Annotated in this window: 20 protein-coding genes; 14 read left to right on the top strand and 6 right to left on the bottom strand. The window is 66.7% G+C overall.

Annotation, left to right across the window (positions count from 1 at the left end; all coding sequences use genetic code 11):
* Position 1: 1 nt before the first annotated feature.
* From ABIB45_RS08950 to treZ, 5 genes are all read left to right on the top strand, one after another.
* Complete coding sequence (locus tag ABIB45_RS08950; RefSeq protein WP_056344245.1) at positions 2-349, top strand: holo-ACP synthase; 348 nt, start codon at positions 2-4, stop codon at positions 347-349.
* Between the two features lie 37 nt (positions 350-386).
* Positions 387-1,967, top strand: coding sequence for an NAD(P)H-hydrate epimerase (locus ABIB45_RS08945; protein ID WP_354215515.1), 1,581 nt, complete (start codon positions 387-389; stop codon positions 1,965-1,967).
* 78 nt (positions 1,968-2,045) lie between these two features.
* A complete protein-coding gene (gene glgX, locus ABIB45_RS08940; RefSeq protein ID WP_354215514.1) occupies positions 2,046-4,304 on the top strand; it encodes a glycogen debranching protein GlgX in 2,259 nt (752 codons plus the stop codon).
* Positions 4,301-6,613 carry a malto-oligosyltrehalose synthase gene (treY, locus tag ABIB45_RS08935; RefSeq protein ID WP_354215513.1) on the top strand — a complete coding sequence of 771 codons (2,313 nt, stop codon included), beginning with the start codon at positions 4,301-4,303 and terminating at the stop codon, positions 6,611-6,613. The genes glgX and treY overlap by 4 nt, the downstream gene beginning before the upstream one ends.
* Positions 6,610-8,400: a malto-oligosyltrehalose trehalohydrolase gene (gene treZ, locus ABIB45_RS08930; protein ID WP_354215512.1), complete on the top strand. Its 1,791-nt coding sequence runs from the start codon at positions 6,610-6,612 to the stop codon at positions 8,398-8,400. Before treY ends, treZ begins: the two co-directional genes overlap by 4 nt.
* 35 nt (positions 8,401-8,435) lie before the next feature.
* On the opposite strand, the gene ABIB45_RS08925 is transcribed toward treZ, so the two are convergent.
* Positions 8,436-8,576 (bottom strand): hypothetical protein, encoded by a 141-nt coding sequence (locus tag ABIB45_RS08925; protein ID WP_354215511.1) that lies wholly within the window; start codon positions 8,574-8,576, stop codon positions 8,436-8,438.
* A 99-nt stretch (positions 8,577-8,675) separates the two neighbouring features.
* Between ABIB45_RS08925 and ABIB45_RS08920 the strand changes: the two genes are divergently transcribed.
* From ABIB45_RS08920 to ABIB45_RS08900, 5 genes are all read left to right on the top strand, one after another.
* Entirely contained in the window at positions 8,676-10,664 is a 1,989-nt protein-coding gene (locus ABIB45_RS08920; RefSeq protein ID WP_354215510.1) for a hypothetical protein, read from the top strand.
* Positions 10,665-10,866: 202 nt separating this feature from the next.
* Positions 10,867-11,241: a hypothetical protein gene (locus ABIB45_RS08915; RefSeq protein ID WP_354215509.1), complete on the top strand. Its 375-nt coding sequence runs from the start codon at positions 10,867-10,869 to the stop codon at positions 11,239-11,241.
* A 51-nt stretch (positions 11,242-11,292) separates the two neighbouring features.
* Positions 11,293-12,330, top strand: a complete 1,038-nt coding sequence (mgrA, locus tag ABIB45_RS08910; RefSeq protein ID WP_354215508.1) for an L-glyceraldehyde 3-phosphate reductase — start codon at positions 11,293-11,295, stop codon at positions 12,328-12,330.
* 159 nt (positions 12,331-12,489) lie between these two features.
* Positions 12,490-13,575, top strand: a complete 1,086-nt coding sequence (locus ABIB45_RS08905; protein ID WP_354215507.1) for an inositol-3-phosphate synthase — start codon at positions 12,490-12,492, stop codon at positions 13,573-13,575.
* Between the two features lie 108 nt (positions 13,576-13,683).
* The gene (locus ABIB45_RS08900) at positions 13,684-13,965 is read left to right on the top strand and encodes a DUF2306 domain-containing protein (protein ID WP_354215506.1); all 282 of its coding nucleotides are present in this window, start codon (positions 13,684-13,686) and stop codon (positions 13,963-13,965) included.
* A 25-nt stretch (positions 13,966-13,990) separates the two neighbouring features.
* Here the strand turns inward: ABIB45_RS08900 and ABIB45_RS08895 are convergent, their stop codons facing one another.
* The 5 genes from ABIB45_RS08895 to ABIB45_RS08875 form a co-directional block, all read right to left on the bottom strand.
* A complete protein-coding gene (locus ABIB45_RS08895) occupies positions 13,991-14,137 on the bottom strand; it encodes a lmo0937 family membrane protein (RefSeq protein WP_354215505.1) in 147 nt (48 codons plus the stop codon).
* Between the two features lie 132 nt (positions 14,138-14,269).
* Positions 14,270-14,713, bottom strand: a complete 444-nt coding sequence (locus tag ABIB45_RS08890; RefSeq protein WP_354215504.1) for a S8/S53 family peptidase — start codon at positions 14,711-14,713, stop codon at positions 14,270-14,272.
* Positions 14,714-14,803: 90 nt separating this feature from the next.
* On the bottom strand, positions 14,804-16,486 hold the full coding sequence (locus tag ABIB45_RS08885) for a formate--tetrahydrofolate ligase (RefSeq protein WP_354215503.1): 1,683 nt from the start codon (positions 16,484-16,486) through the stop codon (positions 14,804-14,806).
* 9 nt (positions 16,487-16,495) lie between these two features.
* On the bottom strand, positions 16,496-17,794 hold the full coding sequence (gene mshA / locus ABIB45_RS08880) for a D-inositol-3-phosphate glycosyltransferase (RefSeq protein ID WP_354215502.1): 1,299 nt from the start codon (positions 17,792-17,794) through the stop codon (positions 16,496-16,498).
* Between the two features lie 61 nt (positions 17,795-17,855).
* Positions 17,856-19,301, bottom strand: a complete 1,446-nt coding sequence (locus ABIB45_RS08875) for a family 4 glycosyl hydrolase (protein ID WP_354215501.1) — start codon at positions 19,299-19,301, stop codon at positions 17,856-17,858.
* Positions 19,302-19,371: 70 nt separating this feature from the next.
* On the opposite strand from ABIB45_RS08875, the gene ABIB45_RS08870 reads away from it, so the two are divergent.
* The 4 genes from ABIB45_RS08870 to tsaB are packed head-to-tail and all read left to right on the top strand — an operon-like array spanning position 19,372 to position 23,035.
* On the top strand, positions 19,372-20,463 hold the full coding sequence (locus ABIB45_RS08870; protein WP_354215500.1) for a carbohydrate kinase family protein: 1,092 nt from the start codon (positions 19,372-19,374) through the stop codon (positions 20,461-20,463).
* A gap of 48 nt (positions 20,464-20,511) precedes the next feature.
* Positions 20,512-21,765: an alanine racemase gene (gene alr, locus ABIB45_RS08865; RefSeq protein WP_354215499.1), complete on the top strand. Its 1,254-nt coding sequence runs from the start codon at positions 20,512-20,514 to the stop codon at positions 21,763-21,765.
* Positions 21,762-22,364, top strand: a complete 603-nt coding sequence (gene tsaE / locus ABIB45_RS08860; protein ID WP_354215498.1) for a tRNA (adenosine(37)-N6)-threonylcarbamoyltransferase complex ATPase subunit type 1 TsaE — start codon at positions 21,762-21,764, stop codon at positions 22,362-22,364. Before alr ends, tsaE begins: the two co-directional genes overlap by 4 nt.
* Positions 22,364-23,035 (top strand): tRNA (adenosine(37)-N6)-threonylcarbamoyltransferase complex dimerization subunit type 1 TsaB, encoded by a 672-nt coding sequence (gene tsaB, locus ABIB45_RS08855; RefSeq protein WP_354215497.1) that lies wholly within the window; start codon positions 22,364-22,366, stop codon positions 23,033-23,035. Before tsaE ends, tsaB begins: the two co-directional genes overlap by 1 nt.
* The last annotated feature ends 51 nt before the right edge of the window (positions 23,036-23,086 follow it).

The raw sequence follows: 23,086 nt of genomic DNA, 5'->3' as shown, positions 1-23,086 counted from the left end.
CATGATTGTTGGCATTGGCGTAGACGTTGTAGACATTGAGCGGTTCGGCCGCCAACTCGAGCGCACCCCCGGCCTCCGGGACCGGCTGTTCGTCCCTGCGGAACGCGAGTTGAACACCCGGTCCCTGGCCGCACGGTTCGCCGCCAAGGAGGCCGTGGCCAAGGTTCTTGGTGCGCCGGCCGGCATGAACTGGCAGGACTGCTGGATCGGCCTGGACCAGCACGGCCCCACCATCCAGGTCAAGGGCACCGTCCTTGCGGTGGCCGAGTCCAAGGGCGTCAAGCGCTGGCACGTGTCCATGAGCCACGACGGCGGGATCGCCACCGCCACGGTCCTCGCCGAAGGCTGAGAACCGCAACGGCTGAGACGCCAACGGTCCTGACACGATGATCAGCGCCTACACCGGAACCCAGATCAGGGCGGCCGAACAGCCACTCCTGGCGGCCGGCATGGGCGGCGTCCTGATGCAGCGCGCTTCCTACGGGCTCGCCAACGCCATAGTCCACGAGCTGCAGGCCCGCGGCTGGCGGCTCTACGGCGCCAGCGTGGCCGTCCTCGCGGGCAAGGGCAACAACGGGGGAGACGGACTCTTCGCCGCGTCATTCCTGGCCGCCCGGGGCATGCGGACGACGGCGGTGCTCACCGCCGGGGCGGCGCACCCCGAGGCGCTGGCCGCTTTTGAACGCGCCGGCGGGCGCGTGTATCTGCTCACCGAAGCGAATGTCAGCCAGCTGGCGGCTGAAACGGCAAGTGCCGACGTCGTCATTGATGCTGTCCTGGGGACGGGCGCCCAGGGCGGGCTGCGGGGAGCCGGCGGAGCACTGATGGGCGCTCTTCTGGAGGGGCGTTCCGGCGGCCCTGGACTTGTGGTGGCCTGCGACATCCCCAGTGGCGTGGACGCCGATACCGGGGAAGCCCATGCGCCGGTGCTGCCCGCGGACCTGACCGTAACATTCGGCGCCGCCAAGGTGGGCCTGCTCGCAGACCCGGGCGCCGATCACGCGGGCCGCGTTCAGGTGGTGCCCATCGGCATTGAGGACGAGCTGCCGTGGCCCGCCCTGCGCCGGCTGGGGCCGCCTGACCTGTCGCGTCTGCTGCCACGGCCCGGCAGACGGTCGCACAAGTACTCCCGCGGGGTCCTGGGCGTTGTTGCCGGCTCGGCCGGCTATCCCGGCGCCGCAGTGCTCGCGTGCCGCGGTGCGCTTGCCGCCGGCGCGGGTATGGTCCGCTACCTCGGCCCGCCGGAGGTGGCCGGCCTGGTCCGGCAGGCCTGCCCCGAGGTGGTCTGCAGCACCGGCTCCGTGGCGGACACCCACGTCCAGGCGTGGCTGGTGGGTTCGGGCATGGGCCCTGGCGACTCGGATCAGCTCCAGCGCGCCCGGGACGCCGTGGGGTCCGGCCTGCCAGTGATTGCCGACGCCGGTGCGCTGCCGTCCCTGCCCGACGTCCTGGGGCCGCACGTGGTGCTGACCCCGCACGCCGGCGAACTGGCGTCCCTCCTGGGACGGCTCGGCGCTGAGTATGACCGGTCCGCCGTGGAGGCCAACACATTAGGCGCCGTCCGGCACGCCGCCGTGCTGACCGAGGCCACCGTCCTGCTCAAGGGTGCCACCACGCTGGTGGCCTCGCCCTTCCAGGACTTCTACAGCCAGGCCGACGGCACGCCGTGGCTCGCCACCGCCGGGAGCGGCGACGTCCTGGCGGGAATCATCGGTGCGCTGCTCGCCCAGGCGGGGTCCGACGTCGGGCGCTTCCGTGACGCGGGCATCGATCCGGACGAGCGCTGGGCGGCGATTGCAGCCCTCGGGGCAAGCCTCCACGGCCTCGCAGGTACTGCCGCAGCCGCCGGGGGACCGTTAAGCGCAGGGCGGATTGCGGACGCCATACCAGAGGTTTGGGGTAAAGTCAGCGTGCTTAGTAAACACGGGGTCCGGAAACGTAATAGTCACACCCACCCGCTACCGTAGGCATAGGTTCTGTACCGGCCGGGGTGGTGCGGCGATGTTTCGCGGGCCCCTGCTGTCGAATAACAATGAGGAGCACGCATGGAAATCTGGCCCGGATCGGCTTATCCGCTTGGCGCCACTTTTGACGGGACCGGCACTAACTTCGCGCTGTTCAGCGAACGCGCCGAAAAGGTTGAGCTGTGCCTCTTCGATGACGACGGCGTGGAAACGCGGTTCGGGCTCGATGAGGTGGACGGCTACGTGTGGCACTGCTACCTCCCACAGATCCAGCCCGGCCAGAAATACGGCTACCGCGTCCACGGACCCTATGACCCCGCCTCCGGGAACCGGTTCAACCCGAACAAGCTCCTCCTGGACCCGTACGCCAAAGCCGTGCACGGGCAGATCGACTGGGACCCGGCCCTGTTCACCTACAACCTGGGCGAAGAGCCGGACACCATCAACAACGATGACTCCGCGGCGCACATGATGATGGGTGTGGTCATCAACCCGTTCTTCGACTGGGACGGAGACCAGAACCTGCGCGTCCCGTACCACAAGTCCGTCATTTACGAGGCCCACGTCAAGGGCCTCACCCAGCTCCACCCCGAGATCCCGGAGGAGCAGCGCGGCACGTACGCCGGGGTGGCGCACCCGTCGGTCATCGCCCACCTCCAGAAGCTGGGCGTCACCGCCATCGAACTGATGCCGGTGCACCAGTTCGTAAATGACGGCACCCTGCAGGACAAGGGCCTGAACAACTACTGGGGCTACAACACCATCGGCTTCTTCGCCCCGCAGAACACCTACAGCTCCACCGGCGACACGGGCCAGCAGGTCCAGGACTTCAAGGCCATGGTCCGGTCGCTGCACCGGGCCGGCATCGAAGTGATCCTGGACGTGGTCTACAACCACACCGCCGAAGGCAACCATCTGGGCCCCACCCTGTCCTTCAAGGGCATCGACAACCAGTCCTACTATCGCCTCATGGAGGGCGACGAGAAGCACTACATGGACTACACGGGCACCGGTAACTCGCTCAACGTCCGCCAGCCCCATTCCCTGCAGCTGCTGATGGACTCGCTGCGGTACTGGGTCACCGAAATGCACGTGGACGGCTTCCGCTTCGACCTCGCCTCCACCCTTGCCCGTGAGTTCTATGACGTGGACAAGCTCTCCACGTTCTTCGAACTCATCCAGCAGGATCCGGTGGTTTCCCAGGTCAAACTGATTGCCGAGCCCTGGGACGTTGGCCCCGGCGGCTACCAGGTGGGCAACTTCCCGCCGCAGTGGACCGAGTGGAACGGCAAGTACCGCGACACCGTCCGGGACTTCTGGCGCGGCGAACCGGCCACGCTGGGCGAATTCGCTTCCCGCATTACCGGCTCCGCTGACCTGTATGAGCATTCCGGCCGCCGCCCGGTAGCTTCGATCAACTTCGTCACCGCGCACGACGGCTTCACGCTTGCGGACCTGGTCTCCTACAACGAGAAGCACAACGACGCCAACGGCGAGGACAACAACGACGGCGAATCCCACAACCGTTCGTGGAACTGCGGCGCCGAGGGCCCCACCGACGATCCTGCTGTCCTGGGCATGCGCGCCCGCCAGCAGCGGAACTTCATCGCCTCCCTTCTGCTCTCCCAGGGCGTGCCCATGCTGCTCCACGGTGACGAACTGGGACGCACGCAGCAGGGCAACAACAACGGCTACTGCCAGGATTCGGAGCTGACCTGGATCAACTGGGAGAACATCGACCAGCCACTGATTGAATTCACGGCGGCCGTCAACGCGCTCCGTGCCAAGCACCCCACGTTCCGCCGGAGCAGGTTCTTTGACGGCCGCCCCGTCCTGCGGGGCGAAGGCGAACGTCTGCCCGACATCGCATGGCTGGACGTCGGCGGCGACACCATGAAGCCTGAAGACTGGGACAGTGGTTTCGGCCGCTCAGTTGGTGTGTTCCTCAACGGCGACGGCATCCAGGGCAAGGACCTCCGCGGCCGCCGGATCACGGACGTGAACTTCCTTCTCTACTTCAATGCCCATGACGACATGGTTGAGTTCACTCTTCCGAATGACGAGTACGCGCCGGCATGGGACATCATCATCGACACCGCGGGCCACAATGCCGACACGGAACCCGTCAAAGCCGGTGAGGCCTTGCCGGTGGATGCCAAGTCCCTGGTGGTGCTCCGCGCCCACACGGTGGAGGAGACGGAACCGGACCACTCCGTGGCCGCGTCGCTCGCAGCCCTGTCGCAGACCTCTACCGCGGAAACCGCCGCCCTGAGCACGCCAACCGTGCCGGAACCCAAGAAAACGAAGAAGGTCAGCACGCCAGAGGGGGCAGCCAAGTGAAGGTCCCGGCGTCCACCTACCGGCTCCAGATCCGGAGCAGCTTCACGCTGTTTGATGCGGCCGCCACGGTTCCGTACCTGAAATCACTGGGCGTTGACTGGGTGTATCTCTCGCCCATCCTGACGGCCGCGCAAGGTTCTGACCACGGCTATGACGTGACGGATCCGTCGGCGGTTGATCCCGAGCGCGGCGGGCCCGAGGGCCTGCTGGCACTCTCCGAGGCTGCGCGTGCCCACGGCATGGGGGTGCTGGTGGACATCGTTCCCAACCACGTAGGCGTAGCCACGCCCGTGCAGAACCCGTGGTGGTGGTCGCTGCTGCAGGAGGGCCGCGGCTCGCCCTACGCGGCAGCGTTCGACGTCGACTGGGACTTTGGCGGCGGACGGCTCCGGATTCCGGTGCTGGGCAGCGATGACGACGTTGCCCGGCTGGAAATCAGGGACGGTGAACTGCGCTATTACGATCACCGCTTTCCACTGGCAGTCGGCTCCTACACCGAGGGCGATTCGCCGCAGGCTGTGCATGACCGGCAGCACTACGAACTGATCTCCTGGCGCCGGGCGGACAGCGAGCTGAACTATCGGCGGTTCTTCGCCGTCAACAGTCTGGCGGGCATCCGTGTGGAAGACCCCTGGGTTTTCGATCAGGCGCATGCCGAAGTGCACCGCTGGTTTACTGAAGGCCTGGTGGACGGGCTGCGCGTGGACCATCCTGACGGCCTGGCCGATCCGGTGGGCTACTCGCACCGGCTGAAGGAACTCAGCGGCGGGGCGTACGTCCTGGTGGAGAAGATCCTGGAACCGGGGGAGGAGTTGCCGCCGGAATTCGCCTGCGAAGGCACTACCGGATATGACGCCCTGGCCGACCTGGACCGTGTCCTGGTGGATCCGGCGGGGGAGGCTGGTTTGGACGCGCTGGATGCACAGCTGCGGTCCGGGGAATTGGCGGACTATGCGGCCATGATCCTTGGGACCAAGCGGGCCGTGGCGGACGGCATGCTGCGCTCCGAAATCCTGCGGCTGGCTCGTCTGGTGCCTTCCGATGCGGGCCTGTCTGCCGACAGCTCGGCCGATGCGCTGGCGCAGGTCATCGCGGCCTTCCCGGTGTACCGCACCTACCTGCCTACCGGCGAGGACGTGCTCCGCGGCGCCTGCGTGGCAGCGGCGGAGTCGCGCCCGGACCTGGCCGACGCGTTGGACGTCCTCCTGCCCCTGCTGCTGAAACCGGAAACGGAACTGGGCCGCCGGTTCCAGCAGACCTCCGGGATGGTGATGGCCAAGGGTGTCGAGGACACTGCCTTCTATCGCTACACCCGGCTGGGAACGCTCACGGAGGTGGGCGCTGACCCGGCCCACTTCTCGTTAACAACCGACGAGTTCCACCAGCGGATGGCGGAGAGGCAGGCCACCCTGCCGCTGTCCATGACCACCCTGACCACCCACGACACCAAGCGCAGCGAGGACACCCGGGCGCGGATTTCGGTGATCGCCGAGCGGGTGCCGGAGTGGGCAGAGCTGCTGACGGCGCTGCGTGCGGCCGCGCCGTTGCCTGACGGTCCGTTGTCCGCGTTGCTGTGGCAGGCGGTGGTGGGGGCCTGGCCCGCCAGCCGGGAACGGCTGCGCGGCTACGCCGAAAAGGCTGCCCGGGAAGCCGGGAACTCCACCACGTGGACGGACCCGGACACCACCTTCGAAGCCGCGTTGATGAAGGCCGTGGACGCGGTTTTCGACGACGACGCCGTCAACGCCCTGGTCACCGGGTTCGTGGACTCCCTGGCTCCTTACTGCGCGGTCAACTCGCTCTCGCTGAAGCTGCTCCAGCTGACCATGCCGGGGGTCCCGGACGTTTACCAGGGTACGGAATTCTGGGACCGTTCGCTGGCAGACCCCGACAATCGGCGCCCGGTTGATTTCGACCGCCGTGTTGCCGCCCTGGCGGGGCTGGACGGCGGCGCTCGTCCCGCGGACTTCCAAGACGAGGCCGTCAAACTGCTGGTGACATCCCGGGCGCTGCGTCTCCGCCGGGACCGGCCGGACCTGTTCCGGGGTTACGAGCCCTTGGCGGCGTCCGGGGCAGCCGCCGACCACCTGGTGGCCTTCGACCGCGGCGGCGCACTGACGTTCGCCACCCGGCTTCCCTTCGGACTGGAACGTGCCGGCGGATGGCGGGACACCGCCGTCGAACTTTCCAGCGCTCTGCGGGACCAACTCACAGGCCGGACATACGGTCCCGGCCAGGTGCCGGTGGCCGGCATCCTCCAGACCTACCCTGTGGCGTTGCTGGTGCCCGTGAACGGAGAGAACGCATGAGCCTGACGCACCACGGTTCCGGCCGGTTCGACGTCTGGGCGCCGGACGTTGCGGCGGTTTCGCTGCTCGCTAACGGGCAGCAGTACGCTATGAAACAGGTGGCCGGAGCCCCCGGTGCAGACGGCTGGTGGTCCGCGCCGGACGCCCCCGGGGACGCCGACGTAACCTACGGCTACCTGCTCGACGGCGACACCCACCCGCTGCCGGACCCCCGGTCCCGCCGCCTCCCGGACGGCGTCCATGCCCTGTCCTGCACGTATGATCCCGGCTCCCACAACTGGCAGGACGCTGGATGGGCCGGGAAGGAACTGCGCGGCTCGGTCATCTACGAACTCCATGTGGGAACCTTCACGCCGGAGGGCACTCTGGACGCGGCGGCCGGCAAGCTTGGCTACCTGGCGGACCTCGGCGTCGATTTTGTGGAGCTGCTGCCGGTCAACGGGTTCAACGGCACCCACAACTGGGGGTACGACGGCGTCCAGTGGTTTGCGGTCCACGAAGGCTACGGCGGGCCGGCCGCTTACCAGCGGTTTGTGGACGCCGCCCACGCATCCGGCATGGGCGTGATCCAGGACGTTGTCTACAACCACCTGGGCCCCAGTGGCAACTATCTGTCCCGGTTCGGCCCGTACCTCAAGCACGGCGATGCCAATACGTGGGGGGACTCGGTCAACCTCGACGCCCCAGGCTCCGACGTCGTGCGTGAATACATCCTGGCCAACGCCGCCCTGTGGCTGCGCGACTACCACGTGGACGGCCTGCGCCTGGATGCGGTCCATGCGCTGCGGGACGAGCGCGCGGTGCATCTCCTGGAGGAACTTGGGGCGCTGGGCGACGCGATTGCCGCGGAGACCGGTTTGCCCAAGACCCTCATCGCCGAATCGGACCTGAACAACCCGCGGCTGCTCTATCCGCGGGACGCCAACGGCTACGGCCTTGCCGGGCAGTGGAGCGACGACTTCCACCATGCGGTGCACGTCAACGTCAGCGGGGAAACCGCGGGCTATTACGGCGACTTCGTGTCCCTGGCCGTGCTGGCCAAGGTCCTCAGCGACGGGTTTCTGCACGATGGCAGCTACTCCAGCTTCCGCGGACGCCATCACGGCCGTCCCATCAACACCTCCCTGGTTCACCCCGCCGCCCTGGTGGTGTGCAACCAGAACCACGACCAGATCGGCAATCGGGCAACGGGGGACAGGCTGTCGCAGTTCCTTCCGTACGGGCCGTTGGCCGTGGCTGCGGTGCTGACGCTGACCTCGCCGTTCACGCCCATGCTGTTTATGGGCGAGGAATACGGCGCCACCACTCCGTGGCAGTTCTTCACCTCGCACCCCGAGCCTGAGCTTGGCAAGGCGACGGCGGAGGGCCGGATCCGTGAGTTCGAACGCATGGGGTGGGATCCCGCCGTCGTGCCCGATCCGCAGGATCCCGAAACGTTCCGCCGCTCCAAACTCGACTGGACTGAGGCAACCACGGGCGACCATGCGCGGCTCCTGTCGCTCTACCGGTCGCTGACGGCGCTTCGCCGCGCTTACCCGGACCTGGCCGGGCTGGGCTTCGCCGAGACCCACGTTGAGTTCGACGACGACGCCTGCTGGCTGCGTTTCCGCCGGGGGTCCGTGGAGGTGCTGCTGAACTTCAGCTCTTCTTCTGTGCGTTTGGCTGGTGCGCGGGGAACGCTGCTGCTGTCCACCGAAGAAACCTCCGGCGCAGAGGGCGATTCGTTTCTGCTGGCGGCACACAGTGGGGCGGTTCTGACCAGTGGGAGAGAAGTAGCCTCGAGTTGACGTAGACACTGGAGTTACCCGGGCGTACCATGCGCTTACTGGCCAGCCGTGATGTACGGCTCGGCGGCATGGTGCGGGCGATGGAGGCCGTCATGGGTGACAGTGTGGATGGCACGCCGAAGGTCCCGGCCACGCTTGAACTGCGGATCCATGGCATCCGCAATACGCCGCCGCACGAGCTCCTCCAGTGCGAAGTCGCAGACGTTGACCGGGTCCAGGGCGACGAGCTCGGCGGTTTCTTTACTGCAAAGGCACCCTCTCCCGGACCGACCCTCGTGGAGGCCTACAGCTGGGGGAAATTGGCTCGTAATTCGCCGGTTGCCAGCATTTTTGGCAAGGTCGGGGTCGTTGCAAGCAATCTGGCATGGTTTCTGCTCTTGCCATTTGGTCTTGCGAATGCGGCCTACTGGGCGCGCAGACTACAAAAGGACGGTCCCAAGGGAGGCAGCCAACTCGCCGCAGGAAACGGGGCGGGAACGGTACGGCTGTTCGCCCTGCTTCTAAGTGTGTTCTACACCGCAGCGCTGTGCACGGTGGCCTTCGACCTGCTGGCGGTGCAGTGCTTCCGCCACCTTGAGGGTGTGCCAGGGGTGTCGGTATGCAGCCAACTTCCTGGCCCTGCTGACCTACTTCGGAACCTGACCCGGGGGCAGCGCCATACCGTTATGGCCTCAGTGCCGTTGCTGGGAATGGGACTCCTGTTCACCATTTCCCTTTTGTCCAACGCCAAGTACCGAAGACGTACACTTCGACTCGAAGCCCGCAGCTCCGTGGAAGCTGCAGCCGGCGCCGTCAAACTTCCCATTCTGGCCGCCTCCGGGTTCTGGGATCGAAGGTTTGTTTCTTCGTCCACAGGAGTCCTTCACATCGCGGCATGCTTCGCATTCGTCGCGCTGCTGATTAATGCGGATGCGGTCGCAGCCCTGCGGTCCCCCGTCTGCGGTGACCCAGGCCGGTCGTTCGACCTCGTCTGCCTCACGGAACCGTTGCGCCGCGCCGGGGAACGCACAGTCGAGATGGCGCTCCTCGTCACAGGCGGCGTTCTGCTGCTGATGGTCGCGGTCATTGTGGTGGCGTGGTCATCGGAGGTCCGCGCACCAGTCTCAACTGCGCTCCGGCGAAAGCGGGCCGCGGCCTTAGTCATGGTGGCCGTCGTCCTGCATTTGGCCGGAACACTCAGCGTGGCTTATTTCGCGACCCCGGATGCTTTCGTTACCAGGGGTTTCTCGGGCACTCGTGCGGCGCCTCTTGTGTTGCTGGCGCTGTTGACCATCTTGAGCCTTTCGGCTGCCGTTACGCGTTCAGGGGTGCCGGCGGCCAGGGCGTTCGTATTGATCTCCATTTCCACCGTATCCCTGCTGGCATGGTCGCTCATCCCGGCAACCGACCTCATCCTCCTACTGCCACTGGGCGCCGGGCTTGTTCTGGCCGTAGACATCGTCCAAGTGCGCCGGCGAAGCCTTGCCGATTTCGAACACGAAGGATGGTTCGGCTTTGGACCAGGGGTATTCATGTTCCTGGCGGTCATGTTTGCGTCTTTCCTCAGCGGGAGCCTTGTGGTGGGAGTGGCCGAGTTCCTGAGGAGTCCGCGAATAATCAGCCAAGTTCTGGAGCAAAATCCGGTGTGGCGATCGGTGACCGAGAGCACCGCGCTGGGAGAGTTAACTGTCCCGACGTCATACCGGATGTTTGCGGGTGTCCTGCTGGTAGCCATCGTGGTTGCTTCCGTGGTGGTTGTCCTCTGGGCCGGCGTCAATTTGTTCAAACGCCATATTATTGCTTACCCGCGAGCCTATGACTCTGGCCTTGGGATGCCTCCTGGCGAGCCCGGAGAATTTAAACCCCGCAGGGCGCCCGAATCGCTTGAACCGCGCCTGCAAAGGGTGGCAGACAAGCAGAGATGGTCATCCTTGGCCCAGCGCGGTGAACCTGCCATCTGGATCGTGGTACTCCTTGTGTGGTTGGCCGTGACCGTCAGCCTGGCCGCCAGCACGGCTCGAAGCCGCACAGTCAGCGATTCTGCACTGCACGCATGGCTCTATGACCTTGCCGCATTCGTGGACCTGAAACTTGCAGGCTGGGGGGGTTGTGGCGGGTGCAATCCTTGTGCTGGGCCTCGCCATTGGAAACGCGGCCTCGTCCAAGGACCGGCCGCTGTCGCTCATTTGGGACATCATCTGTTTTCTTCCCCGGGCGGCGCATCCATTTGCGCCGCCTTGCTACGGCGAACGGGTAGTACCGGAACTCAGCGACAGGATGGCTGAATGGATACGGCCGGCAAACCGAATGGGCGCCCAGATAGTGCTTTCGGCACACAGCCTCGGCGCTGTTCTAGCCATTGCTGCTTTGTTTCATCTGAAGGCAACGTCGCCGGACCTAGACTTTACGCGGATCCGACTCCTCACTTACGGAGTACAGCTCCGGTCCTACTTTGGGCGGTTCTTTCCCGAGTTGCTGGGTCCTGCCGTGCTCAGTACAGCGCCCTCCTTGGGCCCCGCATTAGGCGCAGCAGATCCGTGGACACGACAGGTCGCCCGGGATTTCGCCCTGTCCAACCACCCGCAGGTTACCGCGTACGAAAAATACTCACTCGCGTCCCTGCTCAACGGGGACTGGGGCAATGAGGAACCCACGCGAGGCGAGGATCACTGGATCAATATCTGGCGGCGCACCGACTATTTGGGCTTTCCCATCGACTCCTTCTGCACCGGCCCGGGGCAGCGGGACCGCATTGCTGAGGAGATCGAGCCCAGCGGTTACATGGAGGAAGTCGCGACTCACTCCAAATACCTGTCGACTGCTGCGTACGAGACGGCCCGGAACGCCTTGATTTCCACGTGATTGGCGGACCGAGGTCCTGTCGCGTGCGTCACAGATGGCAGGATGGAACGCATGACTTATTCAGCCGCGGAAAACCGCTATGAATCCATGCCCTACCGCCGCGTCGGACGCAGCGGCCTGAAGCTCCCGGCCATCTCACTGGGACTTTGGCACAACTTCGGTGACGACAAACCGTTCGACGTGCAGCGCGACATCCTGCGCCGTGCCTTCGACCTCGGCGTCACCCACTTCGACCTCGCCAACAACTACGGGCCGCCCTACGGCACAGCCGAGACCAACTTTGGCCGCCACTTTGCCGATGACTTCAGGCCGTACCGGGACGAACTCATCATCTCCAGCAAGGCCGGCTATGACATGTGGCCCGGGCCGTACGGCAACTGGGGCTCCCGCAAATACCTGCTGGCCAGCCTGGATCAGTCGCTGACGCGCATGGGCCTGGACTATGTGGACATCTTCTACAGCCACCGTCCGGACCCGGAAACGCCGCTGGAAGAGACGATGGGCGCCCTGGACCATGCCGTCCGGTCCGGCAAGGCGCTCTACGCCGGCATTTCTTCCTACACCCCGGAGCAGACCCTCGAGGCGGCCCGGATCCTCAAGGAACTGGGTACGCCGCTGCTGCTACACCAACCGAGCTACTCCATGCTGAACCGCTGGACCGAAAACGACTCGCCTAACCTGTACGAGGCACTTGAACAGGTGGGGGCGGGGTCCATCGCCTTCTCACCGCTCGCCCAGGGGATGCTGACCAGCCGCTACCTCGACGGTATCCCCGCGGATTCGCGGGCAGCGCAGGACAAGTCGCTGGACGAACGCATGATCACGGACGAAAATCTGGACCGGGTGCGCGGGCTCCACCGGATTGCCGAGGGCCGGGGCCAGACCCTCGCACAAATGGCGATCGCCTGGATCCTCCGAGAACAGGGCAAAGGGTCCGCCGTGACCTCAGCACTGGTCGGCGCGTCCAGCGTCCGGCAGTTGGAAGACAGCCTCGCTGCCGTCAACAACCTCCACTTCGGGGACGACGAACTGTCTGCCATCGACGAGTTCGCGGTGGAATCCGACATCAACCTCTGGAAGCAGAAGTAATCTTTATGATGCTCCGGCAAGCAGGGGCCGGGAACAATCCAGGCCCCTGCTTGGTTGGGTAAGATGATAAAGCGCCGATTGGCGCACTGCCAGCACGCCGCCGTCGTATTTTCCGGTGTTGACCGTCCTGGCGGCTGAGGTTGTCTTCAAAGGAGTTCCGTGTCTGCAAATCCGATTCGTGTTGCCATTGTTGGTGTAGGTAACTGCGCCGCCTCGCTCGTCCAGGGTGTGCAGTACTACCGCGACGCCGATCCCCAGGCCACGATCCCGGGTCTGATGCACGTGGAGTTCGGCAAGTACCACGTCAATGATGTCCAGTTTGTTGCCGCCTTTGATGTGGACGGCAAGAAGGTGGGTGTTGACCTCGCCGATGCCATCCTGGCCAGCGAGAACAACACCATCAAGATCGCCGACGTTCCGCCCACCGGCGTGACCGTCCAGCGCGGCCATACCCTTGACGGCCTCGGCAGGTACTACCTCGAGACCATCGAGCAGTCCACCGAAGAGCCCGTGGACATTGTCCAGGCCCTCAAGGACGCCAAGGCTGACGTTATGGTCTGCTACCTGCCCGTCGGGTCCCAGGAAGCGGCCGAGTTCTACGCGCAGGCTGCCATTGACGCCGGTGTTGCCTTCGTCAACGCCCTCCCCGTTTTCCTCGCCGGCACCAAGGCCTGGGCTGACAAGTTCACCGCTGCCGGTGTCCCGATCGTGGGCGATGACATCAAGAGCCAGATCGGTGCCACCATCACGCACCGTGTCATGGCCAAGCTCTTCGAAGACCGCGGCGTCACGCTGGACCGCACCTACCAGCTGAACGTCGGCGGCAACATGGACTTCAAGAACATGCTTGAGCGCGACCGCCTCGAGTCCAAGAAGATCTCCAAGACCCAGGCCGTGACGTCCAACGTTGAGGCCGACATCGCGCCCCGCGACGTCCACATCGGCCCGTCCGACTACGTCCAGTGGCTGGACGACCGCAAGTGGGCTTTCGTCCGCCTCGAAGGCCGCAACTTCGGCGACGCCCCCGTGTCCCTGGAATACAAGCTGGAGGTCTGGGACTCACCCAACTCCGCCGGCGTAATCATCGACGCCATCCGCGCCGCCAAGATCGGCCTGGACCGCGGCATCGGCGGCCCGCTGCTCTCCGCCTCGAGCTACTTCATGAAATCCCCGCCGGAGCAGTTCAACGACGACCTCGCCCGTGAAAAGGTTGAGGCCTTCATCCGTGGTGACCTGGAGCGCTAACCCTCGCCGCACCCCGGACGCTCTCTCACGGAGCCTGGGTTTTTACCAGACGCTCCCTCACTTCGGTGGGGGAGCGTCATGGTTTAAGCGCAGTTCTGGTACCGGTGGATGGCGTGGCTGGCCCTCGTCAGTGACATCCGCCGCGATATCCGATCGCACCTCGGAAACAGGGTGGGCAGCCACATCGGCATTGCCGTGGCCTTCGGTTTTGCCGTTTACGTGCCGGGGCGCGCCCTTCGTGACCTGCTCGCCAGAAACCTCGCCGCAGCGGTCTCCGCTGGCGGGCTCGTTGTGCTGAGCACCGTGGTGATCTATGTTTCGCGCAAGCGGGGCGGCCGGGTGGGCCGGTATCGTCTCCCAGCGCGACGGATCCGGGCCTCGAGGAGGTGACGTTCGCCGCCGTACTGCGACCTGTTTAGGCGCGGGACCTGCCACGGACGAAGTGGAAGATCAGGATGACCACGGCAACGACTAAAAGCAGGTGAATGAACCCGCCGCCGATGTTGGCGAGCAGGCCAAGAAGCCAGAGAACAGCGATAACGACGGCTATCCAGAGCAACATGAGAGTCTCCTTCGTATATGTGGCGTGGACGGAAATGCCTCTCACATTCTAAATAGCGACAGGAACAGGACACAAGGCAAGCATGCTTAGCAAATTCTTTCGCTCGGTAAACCAATGCCCCGGGCCGCAGGCTTAGAAGCCCGATTTGATCGCCGCGAGCAGGGCCGTCCCGTCGGGGTTGCCGAGCCCGGTGCAGGGATCCCAGCCGGCCGCGGCCATGACTCCCTGGTGTGGGCTTCGGAGCAGGTTTGTGTGCCGCCGCACGCCAGTACGTGCGGGCTGGAGGCCGGAAAAATCCGCGTGGTCTTTGCCGTCTGTTACCCCGTCGGTGCTGCCGTTGTCGCCGGCCGCTGCCGTGACGGTCACGCCCAGTGCCGTGGCGTCGGCCAGGGCCTGGTCGAACGCAGTCCGTGCCTGGGCGGTCCAGGCGTCCTCGTTCTGGCCCCAGCTGATGCTAATGGAGGCAGGTGCCGGGGTCGCGTGGGAGGCGTTGATAATCGCGTCGAGGAAGCCGGCGTCGGTGTTCGGGGCGAAGTAGACCAGGATGTCCGCCTTCGGTGCCAGGGCGCCGACCACTTCGACGTGGGAACCCGCGTTAAGTGAGAGAGCGTTGGTGAAAAACCCCTCTACGTCAAGCTGGTTGTGAGTCAGCGTCTGCGGGCGGGCTTAGGAGAGGCCTACGGGGTTGCCGGCGTCGTCCACGTCCATGCGCATGGCAGCCGGGCTGACGGGCAGTCCTGGCATGGTCATGACAGCGCCGGTGAGCGCCACGATGAAGCCTGCCCCCGTCTTGGGGATGAGGTCGCGGACGTGGATGGTGAATCCCTTGGGGGCGCCGAGGCGGGAGGCGTCGTCGGTGAAGGAGTACTGGGTCTTGGCCATGCAGACCGGCAGCCCCTGCCAGCCGTTCTTCTCAATGTCAGCGAGGCGTTTCAGGGCCGGGACGGAGAAGTCCACGCCGTCGGCGCCGTAGATCTCCTGCGCGATGGTCCGGATCTTCTCCTCCACAGGCAGGTCAAGCGGATACAGGTGCTTGAAGCTGTTGGGCGCCACAACCGCCGCAGCGACTCTCGCGGCCAGTTCGTCGCCGCCGTCCCCGCCGCCGCCACGTCCCCAAACATCGGCAACCGCCGCCTGCACACCTTCGGCGGCGCACCACTCCAGCAGCCAGTTCAGTTCCTCATCAGTGTCGGACGAGAACCTGTTGATGGCCACCACCGGCGCCACCCCGAACTTCTCCACGTTGTGCACGTGCCGCCGGAGATTTGCGACGCCCGCCTGCAGCGCGTCGAGGTCAGGCTCCGTGAGCCGGTCCTTGGGCACGCCGCCGTGCATCTTCAGCGCGCGGACGGTGGCTACAACCACGACGGCGGACGGCGCCACGTCAGCCATCCGTGCCTTGATGTCCATGTACTTTTCCGCGCCCAGGTCGGCGCCGAAGCCTGCCTCCGTGACCACGATGTCCGCGAGCCGCCGGGCGGTCTGGGTGGCGATCAGCGAGTTGCAGCCGTGCGCGATGTTGGCGAACGGACCGCCGTGCACCAGGGCGGGCGTGCCGGCGATGGTCTGCACCAGGTTCGGCTTGATGGCTTCCTTCAGGAGCAGGGTCAGCGCGCCCTGGACGCCGAGGTCTGCCACGGTGACCGGAACCCTGGCATAGGTGTAGCCGAACGTGATCCGGCCCAGCCGCTCGCGGAGGTCGGCCAGATCCGTGGCCAGGCAGAAGACGGCCATGATTTCCGAGGCCACCGTGATGTCGAAGCCGTCCTGCCGCGGCACACCCTGCGTGGGCCCGCCCAGGCCGATGATCACCTCGCGCAGTGACCTGTCATTCATATCCAGCACTCGCTTGAACGTCATCCGACGGGGATCGATGTTCAGCTCGTTGCCCTGGTAGATGTGGTTGTCCACGAGCGCCATCAGGGCGTTATTCGCCGAGGTGACGGCGTGGAAGTCACCCGTGAAATGCAGGTTGATCTCGTCCATCGGCAGCACCTGCGAGTAGCCGCCCCCGGTGGCGCCGCCCTTCATCCCCAGGACGGGCCCGAGCGACGGTTCCCGCAGCGCGATCATGACCCTGTGGCCAGCCCTGGCCAGCGAATCGGCCAGCCCCACGGTGGTGGTGGACTTGCCCTCCCCGGCCGGGGTGGGCGACATCGCGGACACGAGCACCACCTTCCCCGCGGGCGCCGGTGCCGTGAGGAGCGACGGATCAACCTTGGCCTTGTACCGGCCGTAAAGTTCCAAGGCTTCGGCGTTGATGCCTGCCGCGGCCGCAATGTCGCCGATGGGCCTGATGGTGGCCTGCCGTGCGATCTCGAGGTCAGTCAGGGGAATCAGGCCAGTCATTCGAGCTCCTTAGGGTGCCGCGACAGCTGCGGCCGCCGCAGCAGCGAGACCGGGAACGGCGGGGGCCAGCCGGCTTGCCAGTTGCTGCTCGACGGCGGTGTGGTAGGTCTCCAGCGTGATGGCGGCCGTGCGGTTCCAGCCCAGGTTCTCCGCCCGGATGGCCGCGGCCCGCCCCATATCGGCGCGGGTGTCCGGATCGTCGTACATGGCTTCGAGGGCGTCCGCCCAGTCTTTGGCATGGTGCCCCTCCACCAGTAGCCCGGTCCGGCCATGGCAGATGGCCCGGGACAGTCCACCCACCCGGGTGCCCACCACGGGGGTACCGCAGGCCTGCGCCTCAATGGCCACCAACCCGAACGACTCGCTGTAGGAAGGCATCGCCACAACGTCCGCCGCCCTGAACCAGGACGCCAGATCACTCGCGCTGACCGGCGGAAGGTGCGTCACGACGTCGTGCAATCCGGACTCCGTGATCAGGTGCCGGAGGTTGAAGTCTTTGTTGCCGCTTAATGCCCCCAGGATGGTGAGCCGCAGATCGATCTCCGGCCGCCGTTTACGCAGCAGGGCTGCGGCCTTAAGCAGGACCTGCGGTCCTTTGAGCCGCTGGATCCTGCCGGCGAAAAGCAGGTGGAACGTCTCCGGCGGCACACCGCGCCCCGCCCGGGACCGCGCCCGGAAGGCAGGCGTGAAGGTGTTGAGGTCCACGCCCGGCGGCGCCACATCGATCCGGTCGGGATCGGCGCCGTAATGGGACACAAGTTCGGTGGCTTCGGTGCTTGTGTTGGCGATCAGGCGGGCCGCGCCGTCGACGATCCGGTGCTCGCCCTCTTCGCGCCGCCGCGGCTCGGGCTGCTCGCCGGGCTGCAGCAGCAGGTTCTTGACCTTGGCCATCGTGTGCATGGTGTGGATCAGCGGCACGCCCCAGAGCTCGGATAGTTCCAGTCCGGCGATCCCGGACACCCAGTAATGCGAGTGGATGACGTCGTACCGGCCGTGCAGCTGCTCCCGGCGGATCTCGTCGATCTTGGCCACCATGCTGTGCAGCAGCGCGGGCAGTTCTTCCTTGGGGATTTTCCGCGCAGGTCCGGCCATCACGTTGTGGACGCAGACGCCGGGGCTGGGATGCTCGACGGCGGGCTGCCGGGCTGAGGTGGACCGCGTGAAGATCTCCACTTCCACCCCGCTTTCGGCCAGGGCAGAGGCCAGTTCGCGGATGTAGACGTTCATCCCGCCGGCGTCGCCGGAACCGGGCTGTTCCATGGGGGAGGTGTGGAGGGAGAGTAACGCGACCCTGCGGATCAGTGTCATGGCTTCCCCTTCCCGCCCCCGGTGCGTCGTCCGCCCCGGCTGTTGTCCACTCGGTAAAACACTACTCCTGCCGCCACAGTGCACCCAGTGCCGGGAACACGCGCTCGTAGCCGGTCAGTAACGCCGGGCCCAGATGCGGTGAGTCCACCAGCGGATGCCGGCTGAAGGCGTCGACGGCGGCCTGCCGGTCGCCGCGCGTCGCGGCCCGGACGGTGAGCTGCTCCACCTCCTTGACCCGGCGCAGCAAGGCAAGTTGCTCCGGTCCGGGGGCCGACTGTGGAAGCGGCACCGCGCCGTCGGGCGTTACAGTGCACGGGACCTCGACGACGGCATCCGCCGGCAATCCCGGGACGGCCGGCTGCGGCGGGGCTTCTCCAGGCGCGGCGGGATTGACCGGAAGGGTGTTGGGTGTGTTGAGGATGAGTTGGGTGCCGCCCGCCAGGGCTGACTCCCCCGCCAGCGCGCGCATCACGGCCAGGGCGACGCGTTCGTAGCCGCCGCCGGCGAGGTCGGCTTCGTCGCGTTGCTCACCAGGGGTCCGCGCCTCCGCGAGGTAGCCTTCCTCGCGGGAGCGCCGGGCAGCGTCCCACAGCCGGTAGGCGTCCGTGCCTGCCGAGGCGAGCCGGGGGTACAGCTCGGCCTGCTGGTGGTGGATGGATTCGCCTCGGGTGACGGCCATGGCCCGCATGGCTGCGGCTGCGGTGTCCCGTTGGTAGTAATAATAAAGGTATTCATTGGGCAGGGCGCCGAGCTGCGCCAGGAACGGCTGGGGAAAGAGCCGGCCTTCCTCGAAGGAGGCCAGGGCAGCCGGGTCGGCGAGCAGCCCCGGCAGCAGATCGCGGCCCTCAGACTCCAGCCGGTACAGCCAGCCCAGGTGGTTCAGCCCGTAGTAGCCCACGCCGTCGAGCCTGCCATCCGGCAGCGACAGGCCGGCCGCCCGGGCCGCCCGGTGCACCAGCCCGCCCGCGGAATCACAGATTCCGATGACCTTCCGGCCCAGGATGGGCACGAGTGCCTCGGTGACCATGCCGGCGGGGTTGGTGAAGTTGATCAGCCCCGCGTCCGGGCAGAGTTCCCGCATCTGCCGTGCCAGGTGCAGCATTTCCGGGATGGTCCGCAGGGCGTAGGAGATGCCGCCGGCGCCGGTGGTCTCCTGGCCGAGCAGGCCAAGATCCTGGGCCACCCGTTCGTCGGCGATCCGGCCGGCCGTGCCGCCGGGCCGGATCGCCGCGAATACCAGGTCCGTCCCGCGCAGTGCGTCCGGCAGGGACGTGGTGGTGCGGACGGCGGGCGGCCGGGCATGCGCGCCCGCCCCGGCGGAAGCACCGCCCGCGGAAGCTCCGCCGTCGGGCATGGCTCGCAGGACCGCGGCGATGGCACTGAGGCGGGCGGGGTCGACGTCGAACAGCACCAGTTCGCTGACCAGCCCGGCGAAAGGGCCCGAGGACAGCGCCCGGTAGACAAGGGGCACGCGGAATCCGCCGCCACCGGCAATCATGAGCCGCATAGCCAGCAGTCTAGGGCGACGGCGGCCGCGCCCCTACCGCAGCGCGGCGGCAGGGCGTAGTCTGCCGGACATGGACGCCAACCCGGACCGCCGCTTCGATCCGCTCGCGTCCGTCCGAACGAAGTCCAACGGCGGCTTCGACCTCATCCTGGCAGGCACCGTTTTCCAGGACATCATCTTCACGGGGTTGAAGCACGCACCCGAGCCCGGCACGGAAATCTGGAGCGAGGGTATGGGCAGCTGCCCCGGCGGAGTCGCGAACCAGGCCATTGCTGCGGCGAGGCTGGGCCTGAAAACCGGGCTTGCTGCCGCATTTGGGGACGACGGTTACGGTGACTACAACTGGAAGATCCTCGCCGGCCAGGAACACGTGGACCTCAGCCTGAGCCGCCGCGTGCCAGGGTGGCATTCGCCGGTCACCGTTTCGCTCTGCGTCCAGCAGGACCGCGCCCTGGTGACACATGGCCACCCGGCTCCCGTGACGGCGTCCGAACTCATTGGCCCGCCACCCGCTGCGCTCGCGGGCATTGCCGAGCTCGGCGTCGAAATTGAACCGTGGGCCAAGGCCGCGCACCAGGGCGGCGTGAAGCTGTTCGGCGACGTGGGCTGGGATCCCAGCGGCGAGTGGGCGGCGGTCCGGCTGGAGAACCTGCAGTACTTCCACGCGTTCCTGCCCAACCAGCGCGAGGCCATGGCCTTTACGGGGAAGGACAATCCGTGGTCCGCGCTGTACGCCCTGGCGGACCGGGTGCCTGTGGCTGTGGTGACGCTCGGCCCGCAGGGTGCCATGGCCGTGGACTCCGAAACGGGGGAGGAAGAGTGGGTGCCGTCGCTGCCGGTGACCGCTTTCGATCCCACCGGCGCCGGCGACTGCTTTGATGCGGCCTTCATTGTGGGCAGCCTCGCGGGCTGGCCGCTGGGGAACCGGCTCCGCTTCGCGAACCTTTGCGCCTCCCTGGCCGTGCAGGAGGTGGGCGGTTCGCTGGCCGCGCCGGGCTGGGGCGACATCGCCGACTGGTGGAAGAAGGCCAACGCCCGGCCGGAACGCCAAAGCAGCCAGTGGCTCCGCCGCTTCGGCTTCCTCGCCGACATCATCAGCGACGTGCCGCAGGCTGCCCAGCGCCGGGCCACCGCCACCATCGCACACCTCTCCGACGCCTGAGAGCACACCGATTATCCGGCCCTGACAGCCCGCACTAGAATCACTAGGGTGACTTACCCCGCAGCAACCGGTGACTTCAGTGTGGCCCCAGGAACGGATCCGCTGTACGAGCGCTCCGCCGTGATCGACCTGGACGCCATCCGGCACAATGTCCGCCGGCTGGCGGACGCAGCCTCGCCCGCCAAAGTCATGGCCGTGGTGAAGGCCGACGCCTACGGGCACGGCGCGGTTCCGGTGGCCAGGGCCGCCCTCGAAGCCGGTGCCTCCTGGCTGGGCGTCGCGCACATCTCCGAAGCCCTGGCACTGCGCGCCGCTGGCATCGAGGCGCCGCTGCTGGCCTGGCTGCACACCGCCGAAAGCAACTTCGCCGCGGCGGTGGCTGCCGGCGTCGACATCGGCTGCTCGGGCTGGGAACTGGACCGCATTGTGGCTGCCGCTCGCGACCAGGAGCGTCCCGCGCGGATCCATCTTAAAGTGGACACGGGCCTGGGCCGGAACGGTGCAACACTCGAGTCCTGGGACCAACTGGTGGGCGAGGCGCTGGAGTACCAGGACGAGGGCCTCCTCCGGGTGGTGGGCATTTTCTCGCACCTGTCCGTGGCGGATGAACCCGACCGGCCGGAGACGGACGAGCAGCTGGCTGTCTTCCGGGAAGTGCTCGCCGTGGCCAAGGACGCCGGCGTCGACCCGGAAGTCCGCCACCTCGCCAATACGCCGGCCACGTTGTCGCGTCCCGACACGCACTTCGACCTGGTCCGCGTCGGGCTGGGAATCTACGGACTCTCGCCCTTCGAAGGCCAGACCTCCGCCGAGCTCGGCCTCCGTCCGGCGATGACGCTGCGCACCCTGGTGTCCCAGTGCAAGGATGTCCCGGAAGGGCAAGGCGTCTCCTACGGACTGCGTTACCGCACCAGCGGTCCCAGCTCTCTCGCGCTGATCCCGCTCGGCTACGCGGACGGTGTGCCCCGCGTTGCTACCGGCGGCCCCGTCCGGGTGGCCGGCCGGACCTACCCTGTGGTGGGACGGATCGCCATGGACCAGATGGTCATTGACGTCGGCAACATCGGCGCCGCGGGTGCGGACCTTTTCGGTGCCGAGGCGGTCCTGTTTGGCAACGGCGACGACGGCGGGCCCACTGCCGACGAGTGGGCGGACGCCGCAGGCACCAACAACTACGAGATCGTCACCCGCATCAGCCCGCGGGTGCCGCGCCGGTTCGTTAACGAAAGTCCCGCCGTCGGGCGTTCCAACACGGGACAGTCCGACGCCGGGCAGGTCGACGCCGGGCAGGTCGCGCCGTGAGCGTGTCCACCCCGGCTGGGCTGCCTGCCTGGGAACAGACGCTAAGGGTCACGACGGCGGACCAGACGCACGCGCTCGGCGCGGCGTTGGGGGCGGTGCTGCAGGCGGGGGATCTGCTGGTGCTGACCGGCGAGCTGGGTGCCGGGAAGACCACGTTTACGCAGGGGCTCGGCGAGGGCCTTGGCGTGCGGGCGGGCATTATTTCGCCCACGTTTGTCCTGGTCCGCATCCATCCCAACCTGCCTGGCGGCCCTCGTCCCGGTGGCCCCGACCTGGTGCACGTGGACGCGTACCGGCTTGGATCGGCGCCGGAAATTGACGACATTGACCTTGAGAACACACTGGACTCGTCGGTGACGGTGGTGGAATGGGGGCGCGGCCGGGTGGAGCACCTGAGCGAAAGCCGGCTCGAAGTGGATCTGCTCCGCGCCATCGGGTTCGAGGCCATAGGCGCCACGGAACCCATCCCCGGCCACACGGAAACCCTGGACTTTGACACCGAGGACGACGACGAACCACGCACCATCGCGATCCGAGGATTCGGTCCCCGCTGGAGCACCAAGCCCGTCCTCGGCGGCGCCTTCGAAGGGACACTCTGATGCTTATTCTTGCCATCGACACCTCCGCCGTGGCCAGCGCTGCCCTGGTTTCGGACGACGCCCTAGAAGGCGTGGTGGCCAGCTTCTCGACGGAGGACACCCGCAGCCACGCCGAAGTCCTGGCTCCCGGCATCGAGGACCTCCTCACCTCCGCCGGGGTCACAGGCCAGGACATTGACGCGATCGTGACGGGCGTGGGCCCTGGCCCATTCACAGGCCTGCGGTCAGGGATCGCGACTGCCCGGACCCTCGCCTTCGTCTGGGACAAGCCGCTCTATGGGCTGATGAGCCTCGACGCCGTCGCGCTGGAAGTGGCGGAATCCACCGATGCCGCCGACGAGTTCCTGGTGGTCACCGACGCCCGGCGCAAAGAGGTTTATTGGGCCCGGTACAGCCTCGCGGCGGGCCAGCTGCCTGCGTTGGTGGACGGCCCGCATGTGGGATCTGCCGCCGATCTCCCCGACCTTCCTGCCTACGGGGCTGGCGCCGGCCTGTACAGCGACGTTCTGCGCGCTGACCCCGGCTTCAGCAACGAACAGCCGGACGCGCTGTACCTCGGGCAGTTCGCCCTGGCCCGGCTCGCCTCCGGCGGACAGCTGCTGGATTCCACACCCCTGTACCTCCGCGAATCCGACGCGCAGGTGCCCGGGCCGCGGAAGCGGGCCCTGTGAGCACGCCGTCCAGCACCGGCCGTTCTAGCACCGATGGTCTGACCTTCCGGG

It is taken from the genome of Arthrobacter sp. UYCo732 (assembly GCF_040547265.1).
Taxonomy (GTDB): Bacteria; Actinomycetota; Actinomycetes; order Actinomycetales; family Micrococcaceae; genus Arthrobacter.
The sequence above is the reverse complement of the archived record's forward strand: the minus strand, read 5'-3'. Positions and strand labels throughout refer to the sequence as shown.

Coding starts and splice junctions, on each gene's coding strand:
- treZ (WP_354215512.1), top strand. CDS start 6,610: ATGAGCCTGACGCACCACGGTTCCGGCCGGTTCGACGTCTGGGCGCCG.
- ABIB45_RS08885 (WP_354215503.1), bottom strand. CDS start 16,486: ATGACTGGCCTGATTCCCCTGACTGACCTCGAGATCGCACGGCAGGCC.
- ABIB45_RS08870 (WP_354215500.1), top strand. CDS start 19,372: ATGGACGCCAACCCGGACCGCCGCTTCGATCCGCTCGCGTCCGTCCGA.
- ABIB45_RS08875 (WP_354215501.1), bottom strand. CDS start 19,301: ATGCGGCTCATGATTGCCGGTGGCGGCGGATTCCGCGTGCCCCTTGTC.
- ABIB45_RS08945 (WP_354215515.1), top strand. CDS start 387: ATGATCAGCGCCTACACCGGAACCCAGATCAGGGCGGCCGAACAGCCA.
- tsaB (WP_354215497.1), top strand. CDS start 22,364: ATGCTTATTCTTGCCATCGACACCTCCGCCGTGGCCAGCGCTGCCCTG.
- mshA (WP_354215502.1), bottom strand. CDS start 17,794: ATGACACTGATCCGCAGGGTCGCGTTACTCTCCCTCCACACCTCCCCC.
- ABIB45_RS08950 (WP_056344245.1), top strand. CDS start 2: ATGATTGTTGGCATTGGCGTAGACGTTGTAGACATTGAGCGGTTCGGC.
- glgX (WP_354215514.1), top strand. CDS start 2,046: ATGGAAATCTGGCCCGGATCGGCTTATCCGCTTGGCGCCACTTTTGAC.
- ABIB45_RS08895 (WP_354215505.1), bottom strand. CDS start 14,137: ATGTTGCTCTGGATAGCCGTCGTTATCGCTGTTCTCTGGCTTCTTGGC.
- ABIB45_RS08900 (WP_354215506.1), top strand. CDS start 13,684: ATGGCGTGGCTGGCCCTCGTCAGTGACATCCGCCGCGATATCCGATCG.
- mgrA (WP_354215508.1), top strand. CDS start 11,293: ATGACTTATTCAGCCGCGGAAAACCGCTATGAATCCATGCCCTACCGC.